This window comes from Microbacterium sp. H6 (assembly GCF_003314775.1).
In the GTDB taxonomy this organism is placed as follows: domain Bacteria; phylum Actinomycetota; class Actinomycetes; order Actinomycetales; family Microbacteriaceae; genus Microbacterium; species Microbacterium oxydans.
This window is the reverse complement of record NZ_QOAY01000146.1, coordinates 282-13,455: the sequence shown is the minus strand read 5'-3', so window position 1 is coordinate 13,455 and position 13,174 is coordinate 282. Positions and strand designations below refer to the sequence as shown.

At 67.9% G+C, this 13,174-nt stretch carries 19 protein-coding genes; 11 read left to right on the top strand and 8 right to left on the bottom strand.

Annotated elements, in window-relative coordinates; translation table 11 throughout:
- The coding region (gene proC, locus DSP71_RS09380; RefSeq protein ID WP_258546350.1) for a pyrroline-5-carboxylate reductase at window positions 1-645 on the top strand (645 nt) is incomplete at its 5' end.
- A gap of 3 nt (window positions 646-648) precedes the next feature.
- Entirely contained in the window at window positions 649-936 is a 288-nt protein-coding gene (locus DSP71_RS09375) for a DUF1905 domain-containing protein (RefSeq protein ID WP_113680958.1), read from the top strand.
- A gap of 69 nt (window positions 937-1,005) precedes the next feature.
- Here DSP71_RS09375 and DSP71_RS09370 read toward each other — a convergent pair whose 3' ends face one another.
- The 4 genes from DSP71_RS09370 to DSP71_RS09355 form a co-directional block, all read right to left on the bottom strand.
- Window positions 1,006-2,598: a hypothetical protein gene (locus tag DSP71_RS09370; RefSeq protein WP_113680957.1), complete on the bottom strand. Its 1,593-nt coding sequence runs from the start codon at window positions 2,596-2,598 to the stop codon at window positions 1,006-1,008.
- Window positions 2,580-3,356, bottom strand: a complete 777-nt coding sequence (locus DSP71_RS09365) for an ABC transporter ATP-binding protein (protein WP_113680956.1) — start codon at window positions 3,354-3,356, stop codon at window positions 2,580-2,582. The genes DSP71_RS09370 and DSP71_RS09365 overlap by 19 nt, the downstream gene beginning before the upstream one ends.
- A gap of 77 nt (window positions 3,357-3,433) precedes the next feature.
- Window positions 3,434-4,105: a TrkA family potassium uptake protein gene (locus DSP71_RS09360; protein WP_021198064.1), complete on the bottom strand. Its 672-nt coding sequence runs from the start codon at window positions 4,103-4,105 to the stop codon at window positions 3,434-3,436.
- On the bottom strand, window positions 4,098-5,528 hold the full coding sequence (locus DSP71_RS09355) for a TrkH family potassium uptake protein (RefSeq protein ID WP_046747301.1): 1,431 nt from the start codon (window positions 5,526-5,528) through the stop codon (window positions 4,098-4,100). The genes DSP71_RS09360 and DSP71_RS09355 overlap by 8 nt, the downstream gene beginning before the upstream one ends.
- 107 nt (window positions 5,529-5,635) lie before the next feature.
- On the opposite strand from DSP71_RS09355, the gene DSP71_RS09350 reads away from it, so the two are divergent.
- The 9 genes from DSP71_RS09350 to DSP71_RS09310 all read left to right on the top strand — a co-directional run bounded on the left by DSP71_RS09350 (window position 5,636) and on the right by DSP71_RS09310 (window position 10,331).
- Window positions 5,636-6,052 carry a helix-turn-helix transcriptional regulator gene (locus DSP71_RS09350; protein WP_113680962.1) on the top strand — a complete coding sequence of 139 codons (417 nt, stop codon included), beginning with the start codon at window positions 5,636-5,638 and terminating at the stop codon, window positions 6,050-6,052.
- Between the two features lie 281 nt (window positions 6,053-6,333).
- Window positions 6,334-6,525: a helix-turn-helix domain-containing protein gene (locus DSP71_RS09345; RefSeq protein WP_017204627.1), complete on the top strand. Its 192-nt coding sequence runs from the start codon at window positions 6,334-6,336 to the stop codon at window positions 6,523-6,525.
- 156 nt (window positions 6,526-6,681) lie between these two features.
- On the top strand, window positions 6,682-6,780 hold the full coding sequence (locus DSP71_RS09340; RefSeq protein WP_003792170.1) for a 30S ribosomal protein bS22: 99 nt from the start codon (window positions 6,682-6,684) through the stop codon (window positions 6,778-6,780).
- Between the two features lie 78 nt (window positions 6,781-6,858).
- Window positions 6,859-7,161 (top strand): rhodanese-like domain-containing protein, encoded by a 303-nt coding sequence (locus DSP71_RS09335; protein WP_058630462.1) that lies wholly within the window; start codon window positions 6,859-6,861, stop codon window positions 7,159-7,161.
- The gene (locus DSP71_RS09330; RefSeq protein ID WP_046747303.1) at window positions 7,158-7,457 is read left to right on the top strand and encodes a glutaredoxin family protein; all 300 of its coding nucleotides are present in this window, start codon (window positions 7,158-7,160) and stop codon (window positions 7,455-7,457) included. Before DSP71_RS09335 ends, DSP71_RS09330 begins: the two co-directional genes overlap by 4 nt.
- The gene (locus DSP71_RS09325; RefSeq protein ID WP_046747304.1) at window positions 7,454-7,756 is read left to right on the top strand and encodes a Dabb family protein; all 303 of its coding nucleotides are present in this window, start codon (window positions 7,454-7,456) and stop codon (window positions 7,754-7,756) included. The genes DSP71_RS09330 and DSP71_RS09325 overlap by 4 nt, the downstream gene beginning before the upstream one ends.
- A 172-nt stretch (window positions 7,757-7,928) precedes the next feature.
- Entirely contained in the window at window positions 7,929-8,747 is an 819-nt protein-coding gene (locus DSP71_RS09320) for a basic amino acid ABC transporter substrate-binding protein (RefSeq protein WP_113680955.1), read from the top strand.
- A gap of 34 nt (window positions 8,748-8,781) precedes the next feature.
- Entirely contained in the window at window positions 8,782-9,579 is a 798-nt protein-coding gene (locus DSP71_RS09315; protein WP_046747306.1) for an amino acid ABC transporter permease, read from the top strand.
- Window positions 9,576-10,331, top strand: a complete 756-nt coding sequence (locus DSP71_RS09310) for an amino acid ABC transporter ATP-binding protein (protein WP_113680961.1) — start codon at window positions 9,576-9,578, stop codon at window positions 10,329-10,331. The genes DSP71_RS09315 and DSP71_RS09310 overlap by 4 nt, the downstream gene beginning before the upstream one ends.
- 98 nt (window positions 10,332-10,429) lie before the next feature.
- Here DSP71_RS09310 and DSP71_RS09305 read toward each other — a convergent pair whose 3' ends face one another.
- The 4 genes from DSP71_RS09305 to DSP71_RS09290 form a co-directional block, all read right to left on the bottom strand.
- On the bottom strand, window positions 10,430-10,609 hold the full coding sequence (locus DSP71_RS09305; protein ID WP_021198051.1) for a YegP family protein: 180 nt from the start codon (window positions 10,607-10,609) through the stop codon (window positions 10,430-10,432).
- A gap of 88 nt (window positions 10,610-10,697) precedes the next feature.
- Entirely contained in the window at window positions 10,698-11,789 is a 1,092-nt protein-coding gene (locus tag DSP71_RS09300; RefSeq protein ID WP_113680954.1) for an ABC transporter ATP-binding protein, read from the bottom strand.
- Window positions 11,786-12,580, bottom strand: a complete 795-nt coding sequence (locus tag DSP71_RS09295; protein WP_046747309.1) for an ABC transporter permease — start codon at window positions 12,578-12,580, stop codon at window positions 11,786-11,788. Before DSP71_RS09295 ends, DSP71_RS09300 begins: the two co-directional genes overlap by 4 nt.
- On the bottom strand, window positions 12,577-13,174 hold a 598-nt coding region (locus DSP71_RS09290; RefSeq protein WP_258546349.1), incomplete at its 5' end, for an ABC transporter permease subunit. The genes DSP71_RS09295 and DSP71_RS09290, both read right to left, overlap by 4 nt.

Here is a 13,174-nt window from a genome sequence, read left to right as displayed (position 1 = left end):
AACGTCGAGGCGGCTGCCGGTGCGCGGATCGTGCTCGTCGGCGTGAAGCCGGCGATGGTGCCGGACCTGCTCCGCGAGATCGCCCCGCACCTCGCCGCTGATGCGATCGTGGTGAGCGTCGCCGCCGGGGTCACGCTGCAGACCTTCGCCGATGTGCTGGGTTCGGAGGCGAGGGTGATCCGCTCGATGCCGAACACGCCGTCAACGGTGCGCAAGGGAGTGACGGGGCTCGCCGCCGGTGCTGCGGTTCCCGCCGAAGACATCGCCCTCGTCCGTCGTCTGTTCGAGACCGTCGGCGCCGTCGTCGAGGTTCCCGAGTCGCAGATCGACGCGCTGTCCACGATCTCGGGATCGGGACCGGCCTACGTGTACCTGCTGATCGAGGAGCTCACCAAGGCCGCCGTCGGCATGGGCTTCACCGATGCGGATGCGCGGCTCATGGTCGAGCAGACGTTCATCGGGGCGACGGCCCTGCTCGACGCCTCCGGCGAGGCTCCTGCAGAGCTGCGCCGTCGGGTCACGAGCCCGAAGGGGACGACGGAGCGGGCGGTCGCCGTGCTGCAGGAAGCACGCCTCGATCGCACCTTCGCGGAGGCTGCGGACGCCGCACTCGCGCGTGCCAGGGAGCTCGCCGCCGGAGCCTGAACCATGCGGCTGAGGATCGAGGGACCCATCTGGTACTGGCGCGGGCCCGCGCCTTTCCACTTCGTCACCGTGCCACCTGCCGAGAGCGAGATGATCCACGAGATCGCCTCTGTCGTGACCTATGGCTGGGGCATGATCCCGGCCAGGGTTTCCGTAGGCACCACCACCGTGGCCACGGCCCCGTGGCCGAAAGACGGCGGCTACATCGTGCCGATCAAGAAGACGCTGCAGGACGGCGAGGGCCTCGGGGTGGACGACGTGATCGAGGTCGTCCTCGACATCGACGCCTGACCCGTCGGGCCTGATGTCGCGGGAGGCCTGGTGCCCGGGGCCTGCGTGTCGCGTGGGGTCCGTCCGCGCTCAACTCTCGCTGGACACGTCGGCGAGCACCTCGGGCCAGCGGCGATCCAGGAACTTCCCGCCCAGCGCGGTCCCTCCCCAGAGCGCGAGGCCGCCGAACGCGAGTCCGCACGCGAGGCTGATCCAGCCGAGCGTGGGACTCCAGATCGCCGCGATGGCGAACCCGAATGCGGGTGCTCCGAGGACGAGCGTGATGGGTCCGATGATGACCATCGCGAGCAGCGACTGCACCCCGCCGGATGATCCGCGCCCGAAGGGATTGGCTTCCGGAGCGGGCGCACGGCCCGGAAGGAAGCTCCCCACCCAGGCACCGGCCCCTGCAGCGATCGCCGTGAGACCGAGGGATGCGCCGATGCTGCCGGGGAGCAGATCCGGCCGCCCGGCGAGGAGGCAGGTCGCCACGCACAGGGCGAGCGTCACCGGCACTGCGATCATCCCGAAGCCGAGCAGGCGCCCGGCACGGTCCGCCGCCCCGGACACACCCGTGAGGATGTGCGCCGCGACGGCATCGTTGTCATAGGCGATCGACATCTGCACGATCGTCCCGGCGAGGAGAGCGTTGATCGCCGGGATCAGTGTGATCGCGGGGGCGAAACCGAGGGACTCCTCCTGCAGGCCGTTCATGAGCGCGATGCCGATGAAGATCGCGGGCAGGAGCAGGAGCATCACGATGTTGACGAGCTGACGCGGGTCGCGGCGGTAGTAGTGCAGAGATCGTGCGGCGATCGCACCCATCGGGTTCGCCGGCAGCAGTCGATCGAGCAGACCGCCGGAGCGCACCCGTCCACCGCCGCTGCTCTGGATGGGGGAGACGAGCCGGGCGGCGAGCAGCCGCTGAGACGCCCACCACAGGACCACGACCGTCGCGAGGGCGATCAGCAATCGCAGCGTCGCGGTGAGCACGTCGCCCTGCGCTACCGATGCCGACACCCCGAACACGGCGCCGAACGGCGTCCAGGCGGCGATGTCGGCAGCCGAGGCGAAGGCACCCCCGACGTCCGTCACGGTGGTGAGCGCCCCGATCCCGAGGTTGAGGATGAGGCCGGACGAGGCGGCGAGCAGCACCCCGAGGGTCAGCACCAGGTCGCGGGTGCTGCGTCGGGCCAGCCATCCGGCGAGCAGTCCGCTCACCACGCGGGCACCGAGCACGCAGGTCACGACCGCCACCGGCATCATGATCACCGCGGTGAGCAGTGCGGGAAGGCTCACCGACCAGCCGAGGAGCATCAGCAGCAGGGCGACCGTGGTCCCGATGCCGCCGATGGTCGTGGCTCCGGCGACGACGAAGCCCGGCAACAGGGAGGGGGCGGTCACCGGCAGCAGGGCGAAGCGCTCGGGGGCGAGGGAGTCGTCGGCGCTGACCAGGATGGAGCCGATCCACCATCCGAGGACGAGCACGGACCCGGTGAGCACGATGGCGGTGACAGCGCCCTCCGGTGCGGCGAAGCGCAGAGCGACCAGACCCGCAGCGAGTCCGGCGAGGAGCCCGAGGGCGATCATCCCCGTGATGATCAGGGTGACGATCATCCACGGGTTCCGCGACAGTTGATGCCGCAGCTGCCGCCAGCGCAGGCTTACGAGGAGCGCAACCATGCGAGCGTCTCCGTCCCGAGATCGTGCGCCCCGACGAGCGTGAGGAACCGCTGCTGAAGCGAGAGTCCGGCTCGCACCTCGTCGAGCGGACCGTGCGCGAGCAGGCGCCCCTCGGCGACGATGGCCACCCGGTCGCACATCGACTCGACGAGCTCCATCACGTGGCTCGACAGCACCACGGTGCCGCCGCCGTCGACGAACGAGCGCAGGATCTGGCGGATCGTCTCGCCCGAGACGGGATCGACGGCCTCCAGCGGCTCATCCAGGATGAGCAGGCGGGGAGCGTGGATCAGCGCGCAGGCGAGCCCGATCTTCTTGCGCATGCCGGCGGAGTAGTCCACGACGAGGGTGTCTCGCGCCTCTGCGAGCCCCAGCGCCTCGAGCAGGTCGCCCGTCCGCGAGACGACGTCGGCCTCTGCCATGCCGCGCAGCAGTCCGGTGTATCGCAGCAGCTCTGCTCCACTGAGACGATCGAGCATGCGGATGCCGTCGGGGAGCACACCCATGCGGGCTTTCGCCTCGGCGGGGTTCTGCCACACGTCGGCGCCCAGCACCCACGCCGCGCCGGCATCGGGGCGGAGCAGTCCGGTGGCCATCGCGAGCGTCGTGGTCTTGCCTGCGCCGTTCGGCCCGAGCAGGCCCAGCATGGATCCGGGCGGCACGTCGAGGGACAGACCGTCGACGGCGACCTTCTGCCCGAACTGCTTGCGAAGCCCGCGAAGGGCGAGGACGGGCGGGGCCGCTGTGGGGTCGGTCATGGCCCCATCCCACCACGGCCGCCGGGCGTCGCGCATCCGCCGCGAGGGGGAGTCGCTCGGAAGGCGGGAGGGAGACGTCAGCGGTCGAGGCCGGCGAACCGCTCGATGTCGCTGTTCGTACCGGACACGATGATCAGGTCATGGTTGGTCACGATGGTGTTCGCCTCGGCGTAGCGGAACGGCTTGCCCGGGCTCTTCACGCCCACGACGGTCACCTTGTACTTCGAGCGCACGCCGGACTCGTTCAGGCCGACGCCGCGGATGAACTTCGGCGGGTACATCTTGGCGAGCACGAAGTCGTCGTCGAAGCGGATGAAGTCGAGCATGCGCCCGGAGACGAGGTGCGCGACGCGCTCGCCGGCCTCGCGCTCGGGGTAGATGACGTGGTTGGCGCCGACGCGCGCCAGGATCTTGCCGTGCGACTGCGAGACCGCCTTGGCCCAGATCTGCGGGACCTTGAGGTCGACGAGGTTCGCCGTGATGAGCACCGAAGCCTCGATGGAGGAGCCGACGGCCACGACGGCCACCTGGAAGTCCTGCGCACCGATCTGCCGCAGGGCGTCGATGTTCTTGGCGTCGGCCTGGACGGTGTGCGTGACGCGGTCGGACCACTTCTGCACGAGCTCGAGGTTGTCGTCGATCGCGAGCACCTCGCGGTCGAGGCGGTCGAGCTCACCGGCGCAGGCGGCACCGAACCGGCCGAGGCCGATGACGAGGACGGGAGCGTCGCCCCGGAGGACTTCAACCAACGATCGGCCTTTCCACGGGCAGTGAGTAGTACTGCGTTCGCGATGTCGCGGCGACCGCCGCGGCGAGAGTCACTGTACCAACGCGGCCCATGAAGATCGTCGCGGCCATGACGTAGGAGGCGGAATCCGGCAGCTCGCCGGTGAGGCCTGTCGAGAGACCGACGGTACCGAACGCGGAGATCACATCGAAGAGCACGTGACTGATGTCGGCCTTGGTGATCTGCGCGATCACGATGGTCGACAGCGCGACGATCGTCGCTCCCCACGCGACGACGCTGAGGGCGACGCGCTGCACGTCGCTGGGGATGCGGCGACCGAAGGCTTCGACGGACTGGCGTCCCTTGGCCTCGGACCAGACGGCGATGGCGAGGACGGCGAGGGTGGTCACCTTGATCCCGCCCGCGGTCGAGGCGGAGCCGCCGCCGACGAACATGAGCATGCTCGCCGCGAGCAGGGACGAGCCGTTCAGGTCGTCCATCTCGATCACGTTGAAGCCGCCGGAGCGTGTCATCGCCGACAGGAAGAAGGCTTGGAACGTGGTGTCGGTGGCATCCATCGAGCCGAAGGTCTTCGGGTTGTTGAACTCGAGGATCACGAAGACGGCCGCACCCAGGATGAAGAGCAGGACGGTGGTGACGATGGTGAGCTTGGAATGCAGGGACCAGCGCTTCACGTGCCAGACATGCTTGGCGAGGGTATAGATGACCGGGAAGCCGATGCTGCCGAGGAAGACGCCGACCATCAGGAGCGAGAGCACCAGGTAGTCGTCGGCGAAGACGGCGACGCCGCCGTCGTTCGGCGCGAATCCGGTGTTCGTGAACGCCATCGCCGCGAAGTAGGGCGCCTCCCAGAGCGCCGCGATCGGGTCGACCTTGGCCATCACGAGGGCGGGGTAGAGGAGGATCGCGAGCGACGCCTCGATGATCAGCGCCGAGACGGCGACCGTGGTGAGCAGCTGGCCGACCTCGCCGAGTCGCACGGTCTGGCTCTCGTTGACGACACCGCCGTGCGCGCGCATCGGGTTCGTGTCGCCTGCCGCCATCAGCTTGGCTCGCAGACCGAGACGCTTCGAGATCAGCATTCCCATGAGCGATGCGAGGGTCAGCACCCCCAGCGCGCCGATGTTCACGCCGAGGAAGATCAGCACGTGTCCGAACGGCGACCAGTAGTTGGCCATGTCGACGGTGGCGAGTCCCGTCACGCAGATGGTGGAGACGGCGGTGAACAGCGCATCGCTGAGGGGGGTGACCCTGCCGGACGCGGAGGCGATGGGCAGGGAGAGCAGCACCGTGAAGACGAGGATCAGCAGAGCGAAGATCACGATCGCGAAGCGCGACGGCGATGACGTCACGAGGTGCTTGACCCAGCCGGCTGCGCTCTTCAGGCTCTCGCGCGGGGACGACGCCGAAACGATGCCCGACATCGCTGCCCCCTGTGTGTCGTCGCACGCCCTGCCTCGGGCGGCGGCACGGCGCCTGTCGCCGAGCCTTCGTCATGGTACTCCGTGCCGGGGACGACTACCCTGAACTCATGACGGACATCTTCGACGTGATCGCAGACGGTACGAGGCGAGACATCCTCCAGCTCCTGCTGCGGCGCACGACCGAAGGAGAGGCCGGCACCAGCGTCAGCCAGATCGTCGCCGATCTGGGTATCAGCCAGCCCACCGTGTCGAAGCACCTCAAGGTGCTCCGCGATGCCGAACTCGTCACCGTGCGCGAGGACGGACAGCGTCGCTTCTACAGCCTCGCGGTCGAGCCGCTCGAGGTCGTCGACGACTGGCTGGTGCCGTTCCTGGTGGATGCCTTCGGAGATGGTGCGCCCGACATCGCATACCCGGGTGCCTCGCTTCCCGACAGCGCCGCCCACGCGGCCGAGGTCGTCGGACGCGCGGCGGCATCCGCGAAGCATGTGGTCGCGTCGGCCCTCAAGCGCCTCGGCACCTGACGTTCGGGCGATCCCCGCAACGACTCTCCCCTGACGACACGGGGGGCTTGCCGTCAGGGGAGAGGTGCGGGTCCCCACACCCGGGGGGCGGACTCGGCGGTGCCGCACGAGACCTGCGATGACTCTGCCAGTCGCGATTGAGCGAAGCCCGCAGAATGCCTATGCGCCGGCTGGGCGCCTCTCAGAGTCCCGCGATGCCTCACTGATCACACGGGTCACAGAGGTTTACACGTGTCCCAGCTACCACATAGAGTGTGCACATCGAGAAAGGGGTACGTGGGATGCCCGAGGTTCCTGACGTCCGATTCCTCACGGTTGCTGAGGTCGCCGAGCTGATGCGCGTGTCCAAGATGACCGTGTACCGGCTGGTTCATGCTGGGGAGCTGCCCGCCGTCCGTTTCGGCCGCAGCTATCGTGTTCCGGAGTCCGCTGTGGCCGATGCGCTGCAGCGACCCATCGCCGACGTCGGTTGACGTCGCAGGCTGTCCCATGCTCGGCCGCCCTCGGGCGGAAGGCGCGTGTGACAGCCCACGCCTTCGGGTTTGCTAGACTGACCCGAGGCATTTTCCGTGCCCGTACCCGGGTGTCCGATTTCGGAGACACCCAGCCACTGACTTAGTGAGGTTTCCGTGGGTTCTGTCATCAAGAAGCGCCGCAAGCGCATGGCGAAGAAGAAGCACCGCAAGCTGCTTCGCAAGACTCGCCACCAGCGTCGCAACAAGAAGTAAGCGACCAGACACGAGCGCCTGTCTTCGGACGGGCGCTTTGTGTCTCCGGCCCCATCTCCGTCCTGCCGAGAGGTTGTCATGAAGTCGATCACCGTCACCGAGCTCGCCGAGCGCACCGGTACCCCGCTCATCGATGTACGGGAAGTGGACGAGTTCGCCGCGGGACACGTCCCCGGCGCCGTCAACATCCCCATGTCGGAGATCGGCAACCGTCTCGAGGAGCTGCCGAGCGAGGCGTTCGACGTCATCTGCCAGGCCGGCGGTCGATCGGCGCGTGTGGTCGAGGCGCTCGAGTCGCGCGGCTACGACGCCACGAACGTCGAGGGCGGGACCGGCGAGTGGATCGCCCAGGGCCGCGCGGTCGAGGTGCCGTCGGCGTGACCACGCTGACTCTGATCGGCAAGCCCGACTGCCACCTGTGCGACGTCGCCTCCGACGTCATCGACGCCGTGGTCGCCGAACTGCCAGACGCCGCAGCCGAGCAGATCGAGATCGTCGAGGCGTCGATCCAGGACGACCCCGCACTGTACGAGCTGTGGTGGGAGAAGATCCCCGTGGTCCTGATCGACGGCGAGCTGCATGCGCACTGGCGCGTGGCACCCGATCGACTGCGTGAGGCGCTCGAGGGCGCTCTCCGTGACGGGGCGGCGAAGACCGGAGTGAAGGAAGCGCTATGACGATCCGCCATGTCGTGACCTGGAAGCTCGCTTCCGAAGATGCTGCCGAGCGCGCGGCGCAGGCTGCGGAAGTCGCCCGCCGCCTCAACGCGCTCGACGGCGTCGTGCCGCAGCTGCTCACCATCTCGGCAGGGGCGAACGTCGCCTACCCGGAGGCGAACTGGGACGTCACGCTCGTCGCGGACTTCGCGTCGGTCGAAGCGATCGACGAGTATCAGGTGCATCCCGCGCACGCCGAGGTCGCCACGTACATCCGCTCGGTGGTCGCCTCCCGAGTCGCCGTCGACTTCGAGGTCTGAGACCGCGTCGCGCCGGCTCGGGAACTCGGTTTCCACGTGTGATCGGGGCCTACTCGCAACACAAACGTAATGTGCGTGGACGTGGATGTCATTGGTCACGCGACGAGCCGCATGTTTAGATGAACTCCTACCCGTCAGCGGGCCTCCGTGCCCTCGACTCACAGGAGCCGACATGCCTCGTCGCAACCTCATCGCCGGTCTCGCCCTCGTGGCGACGGCCACCCTCGCGCTCGCCGGCTGCGCCACCGGATCGTCCGACGCGGGCAGCAGTGACGCTCCCGCCGCCGACGACAAGTACGGCCTCGTCGAGGCCGGAACGCTCACCGTGTGCTCCGACGTCCCCTACCCGCCGTTCGAGGTCGAGGACCTCTCCAGCGAGACCGGCTACTCGGGCTTCGACATCGACCTGCTCAGTGCGATCGCCGAGAAGATCGACCTGAAGCTCTCCGTTCAGGACGTCGGGTTCGACGCGTTGCAGTCCGGCACCACCCTCGCGGCAGGCACGTGCGACATCGGCGCGTCGGCGATGACGATCACGGATGAGCGCAAGGCGAACATCGACTTCTCCGACCCGTACGTCGACTCGTTGCAGTCGCTGCTGGTGCGCGCCGACTCCGACATCAAGTCCATCGATGACCTCGACGGGAAGAACGTCGGCGTGCAGCAGGGCACCACCGGCGAGACCTACGCGGGCGAGAACGCACCGGGCGCGCAGCTCGTGCAGTACCCCTCGGATGGCGAGCTGTGGCCCGCCATGCAGGCGGGGCAGATCGACGCGATCCTGCAGGACCAGCCCGTCAACTACGTGCACGAGCAGGACGACCCCGACTACAAGATCGTCGAGACGTACCCGACCGACGAGTCGTACGGGTTCGCCTTCGCCAAGGGTGAGAAGGACGAGCTGCGCGATGCGGTCAACAAGGCGCTCAAGGAGCTCCAGGACGACGGCGGCTACCAGAAGATCTACGACGAGTACCTCGCGGCCAAGTGACCGGCGGGATCGGTAGAGCGGGAGGACCTCGACGATGGCGTTGAGGCGTACCACCAAGAGCAAGCTGTATCGCTACACGGTCTACGTCGTGCTGATCGCGATCGCCGTCTGGGCGATCGTGAGCACCGACTGGGCGAAGATCGGACCGCTGTTCTTCAATCCTGAAGTCGCGGCGAAGATGTTCCCCGGGATCATCACCACGGCCCTGGTCAACACGCTATGGTTCACGGCCGTCGCTTTCGCCGGCGGCCTGGTCCTCGGCGTCGTGCTGGCGCTGATGAAACTGTCGACCATCGCGCCATTCCGCTGGATCGCGACGGTCTGGATCGAGCTGTTCCGTGGTCTGCCGGCGATCCTCACGATCTTCGGCATCGCCTTCATCCTGCCGATCGCCCTGGGCGTGCCTGGGACGAAGCTCGGTGGGCCGGTCGTGCTCGGGCTCATCGGTCTCGTCCTGGTCGCCTCGGCCTACATGGCCGAGACGATCCGCGCGGGTATCCAGGCCGTTCCGAAGGGGCAGACCGAGGCGGCCCGCTCGCTCGGCATGTCGCCCATGAAGACGACGTTCTGGATCATCGTGCCGCAGGGGTTCCGGATCATCATCCCGCCCCTGACCAACGAGTTCGTGCTGCTGCTGAAGGATACGTCGCTGCTGTTCGTGGCGGGTTCCTTCATCTGGTCGAAGGAGCTCACCACGTTCGCCCGCGATGCGAGCACGCAGAACGCGAACGGAACGCCGTTGATCATGGCGGCGATCCTGTACCTGATCGTGACGATCCCGCTCACGCGCTTCAGCGCGTGGCTGGAGCGACGGATGTCGAGGCAGCGATGATCACCGACCTGATTGATGTCCACGCCCCCGCGATCGATGTGCAGGGGCTCGTGAAGTCGTTCGGCGACAACGAGGTGCTCAAGGGCATCGACCTCACCGTCACCAAGGGAGAGGTCGTGTGCGTGATCGGACCTTCGGGATCGGGGAAGTCGACGCTGCTGCGCTCGGTGAACCTGCTCGAGGAGCCGACCGGCGGCAAGGTGCTCATCGAGGGGATCGACATCACCGACCCCGACGTCGACATCGACCGCGTGCGCACCCGCATCGGAATGGTCTTCCAGAGCTTCAACCTCTTCCCGCACCTCAGCGTGCTCGGCAATCTCACGATCGCTCAGCAGCGCGTGAAGAAGCGGTCGAAGAAGGAAGCCGAGCTGATCGCCCATGCCATGCTCACGCGGGTCGGTCTGGCGGAGAAGGCCGACGCCTACCCGGGGCACCTCTCGGGAGGGCAGCAGCAGCGCGTGGCGATCGCCAGGGCGCTGTGCATGAACCCCGACATGATGCTGTTCGACGAGCCCACATCGGCACTCGACCCCGAACTGGTCGGCGAGGTGCTGCAGGTCATGCGCTCGCTGGCCGACGAGGGGATGACGATGCTCGTCGTCACGCACGAGATGGGCTTCGCCCGCGAAGTCGGATCCCGGCTCATCTTCATGGACGGCGGCTACATCGTCGAAGAGGGCGACCCGCGTGAGGTGCTCGGCAACCCGCGGCATCAGCGCACGAAGGACTTCCTCTCCCGCGTGCTCTGACACGAGATCCGGTTCGCCGAGACCCATCGCAATCGCCGAGACCCCCTGTTGCAGACGTCTGCAACAGGGGGTCTCGGCGTGAAACGTGGGTCTCGAGCTCAGTCGGCTTCGACGACCTCGGCGTCCGCGGCGTTGCGGCGCACGGAGTCGATGCCGTTCAGAGCGGCGGACTTCGACGAGTAGCCCTCGCTGATGGCGATGACCTCGCCGTTGCCGGCCTTCAGGCGGAACCGGTACTCGCCGGACTTGTCGGTGTACAGCTCGAACTTGCCTGCCATGAGGCGTCCTTTCTCTCTCGGATGGAGGGAACCCCGCCCCTCGGCCCTCACGCTAGCGCCCGGGGTATGTCAGGGGAAGAGCGGTGAGTCAGCCGCGCGGATGCACGGCCACGGGCTCCGCGGCGATCGCGATGCGCACCCGGTCGCCGAAGGCCGGATGAGTTCCTGGCGCATGCTGCACCCGGACGAGTTCGCCGGACTCGGTGCGCACGAGCGTGCGACGCATGCTGCCGAGGAAGGTGCTCTCCTCGACCAGGGCCTCGGCTGCGGCGTCGGCCTCCGACGCGAAGTAGACGTTCTCCGGCCGCAGGTACACGTCGACCGGACCGTCTGCCCGCGACTGCAGGGGGAGTCGCTGCCCCCACACCATGACGTGATCGCCCTCGGCGACGCCCGACACGACGCTCGACAGCCCCACGAACGCGGCCACTCCGGCGGTCGAGGGCATCGTGTAGAGCTGCTCGGGAGACCCGATCTGCTCGATACGGCCGGCGTTCATCACCGCGATCCGATCCGAGACGGCCAGAGCCTCTTCCTGGTCATGGGTCACGAAGACGGTGGTGATGCCGAGTCGCAGCTGGATGCGGCGGATCTCGTCGCGCAGCTGCACGCGCACCTTCGCATCGAGCGCCGAGAGCGGTTCGTCGAGCAGCAGCACCTTGGGTTCGGTCACCAGCGCTCGTGCGAGTGCCACGCGCTGCTGCTGGCCGCCGGAGAGCTGGTGGGGGAACCGATCCGCGAAGTCGGCGAGGCCGACCAGGGCGAGGGCGTCGACCGCGCGCCGTGAGGCCTCCGCCTTGCCGACGCCGCGTCGCCGCAAGCCGAATGCGGTGTTCTCGGCCACCCGTAGGTGCGGGAAGAGCGAGTACGACTGGAAGACCATGCCGATGTCGCGCTTGTTCGTGGGCACTCGCGACACATCGCCGCCACCCAGCAGCACGGCGCCTTCGTCTGCGCCTTCGAGACCGGCGAGCACACGCAGCAACGTGGTCTTGCCGCACCCGGAGGGCCCGAGGAGTGAGACGAACTCGCCGGGGGCGATGTCGAGGTCGACCCCGTGGAGCACCCGGTTGCCCGCGTAGCTCTTGACGATGCCCCGCAGCTCGACACGGGTGCCTTCGCCCGCCTCGGCGAGCAGCAGATTGTCCTTGGTGCGCGGCAGCGCGTGGTCGACGGTCATGAGCGGGCCTTTCCGGTGCCGCGGGCGACGCGGCCGATGACGAGGAGCAGGAGGAAGACGAACACCAGCGCGAGCAGCGTGAAGATGGCCGGCGCGTAGGGGTCCTGTTTGTTCACCACGACCATGGCCGTCTGGAACACCTGGCGGTTCAGGAGCGAGGCGATCGTGAACTCTCCGAGCACCACGGCGATGGAGATGAGGGACGCGGCAAGCAGCCCCTGTCGGAGGTTCGGGGCGAGCACCTTCAGCACCACGGTCGGCCAGCTCGCGCCGAGGGACCGCGCGGCTTCCGAGAGCGTCCGGAGATCGGCCGCATCGATCGATGCCTGGATGGAGCGGAATGCGAACGGCAGCACGGTGATCCCGTAGGCGAAGGCGAGAGTCCAGGTGCCCGTGCCGAGGGCCCGCCCGATCTGGAGGTAGATCGGTGCGAGGCCGACCACGAGCACGATGGCGGGGATCGAGATCGGCAGCAGCACCGCGAACTCGAAGGCAGGCTTGAGCTTCGGGAAGCGCAGGTTCACCAGGATCATGGTCGGGGCGAGCAGCAGCAGCACGATGGCGACAGTCACCACGGCGAGTACCAGCGAGTTGCCGAGACCGGTCCAGATCGGCTTGAGGGTGGCTGCGGCCGCCGGGTCGAACAACGCGATCCAGCGGGCGAAGGAGAGTCCGCCGGCGGGGTCGCGCAGTGTGAAGAGGAACGTCGACACCAGGGGCACCGCGAAGAACGCACCCACGAGGACGCCGATCACCCACCGGGTCGTGCGGGAGGGGCCGAGCCGGTTCACGACTGCCACCTCGCCGCGCGTCGCTGCACGAGGGAGTACAGGGCCATCACGACTCCGACGATCACGATCATGCCGAGCGCAAGCGCGCCGGCGAGATTCTCCCGACCGAGCACCGTCTCGCTCGTGAGCGCCGTGCGGATCTGCAGCGGCACGATCTGGGCACCCTGGCTGGCGAGAGCGGCGGCGGTGGCGTACGACGAGAACGCGTTCGCGAACAGCAGCAGCAGGCTGGCGAGGAACGAGGGCGCGAGCACGGGGATGCCGATGCGGAGCCAGAAGCTCGCGCGGGTACCGCCGAGAGTGAGGTTGGCTTCGGCCCACTGCGGCTTGAGGGCCGCGAGGGCCGGCATGAAGGTGATGACCATGAGGGGGATCTGGAAGTAGAAGTAGGGGAGTACGAGGCCGGGCAGCTCGTAGAGCCAGGTGCCGTTCTCGAAGATGTTCACGCCGAAGGTGTCCTTCAGGAACACGGTGACGACGCCCTGGATGCCGATGGTCGCGATGAAGGCGAAGGCGAGCATGACGCCGCCGAACTGCGCGAGCACACCCGCGGCGGCATCCACGGCCGAGCGGGTGCGGCCTTCGGGGTCCATG

What these genes read in the sequence shown, in the direction of transcription:
- DSP71_RS09375 (WP_113680958.1), top strand. Translation starts at nt 649, where the DNA reads ATGCGGCTGAGGATCGAGGGACCCATCTGGTACTGGCGCGGGCCCGCG.
- DSP71_RS09370 (WP_113680957.1), bottom strand. Translation starts at nt 2,598, where the DNA reads ATGGTTGCGCTCCTCGTAAGCCTGCGCTGGCGGCAGCTGCGGCATCAA.
- DSP71_RS09365 (WP_113680956.1), bottom strand. Translation starts at nt 3,356, where the DNA reads ATGACCGACCCCACAGCGGCCCCGCCCGTCCTCGCCCTTCGCGGGCTT.
- DSP71_RS09355 (WP_046747301.1), bottom strand. Translation starts at nt 5,528, where the DNA reads ATGTCGGGCATCGTTTCGGCGTCGTCCCCGCGCGAGAGCCTGAAGAGC.
- DSP71_RS09350 (WP_113680962.1), top strand. Translation starts at nt 5,636, where the DNA reads ATGACGGACATCTTCGACGTGATCGCAGACGGTACGAGGCGAGACATC.
- DSP71_RS09345 (WP_017204627.1), top strand. Translation starts at nt 6,334, where the DNA reads ATGCCCGAGGTTCCTGACGTCCGATTCCTCACGGTTGCTGAGGTCGCC.
- DSP71_RS09335 (WP_058630462.1), top strand. Translation starts at nt 6,859, where the DNA reads ATGAAGTCGATCACCGTCACCGAGCTCGCCGAGCGCACCGGTACCCCG.
- DSP71_RS09325 (WP_046747304.1), top strand. Translation starts at nt 7,454, where the DNA reads ATGACGATCCGCCATGTCGTGACCTGGAAGCTCGCTTCCGAAGATGCT.
- DSP71_RS09320 (WP_113680955.1), top strand. Translation starts at nt 7,929, where the DNA reads ATGCCTCGTCGCAACCTCATCGCCGGTCTCGCCCTCGTGGCGACGGCC.
- DSP71_RS09315 (WP_046747306.1), top strand. Translation starts at nt 8,782, where the DNA reads ATGGCGTTGAGGCGTACCACCAAGAGCAAGCTGTATCGCTACACGGTC.
- DSP71_RS09310 (WP_113680961.1), top strand. Translation starts at nt 9,576, where the DNA reads ATGATCACCGACCTGATTGATGTCCACGCCCCCGCGATCGATGTGCAG.
- DSP71_RS09305 (WP_021198051.1), bottom strand. Translation starts at nt 10,609, where the DNA reads ATGGCAGGCAAGTTCGAGCTGTACACCGACAAGTCCGGCGAGTACCGG.
- DSP71_RS09300 (WP_113680954.1), bottom strand. Translation starts at nt 11,789, where the DNA reads ATGACCGTCGACCACGCGCTGCCGCGCACCAAGGACAATCTGCTGCTC.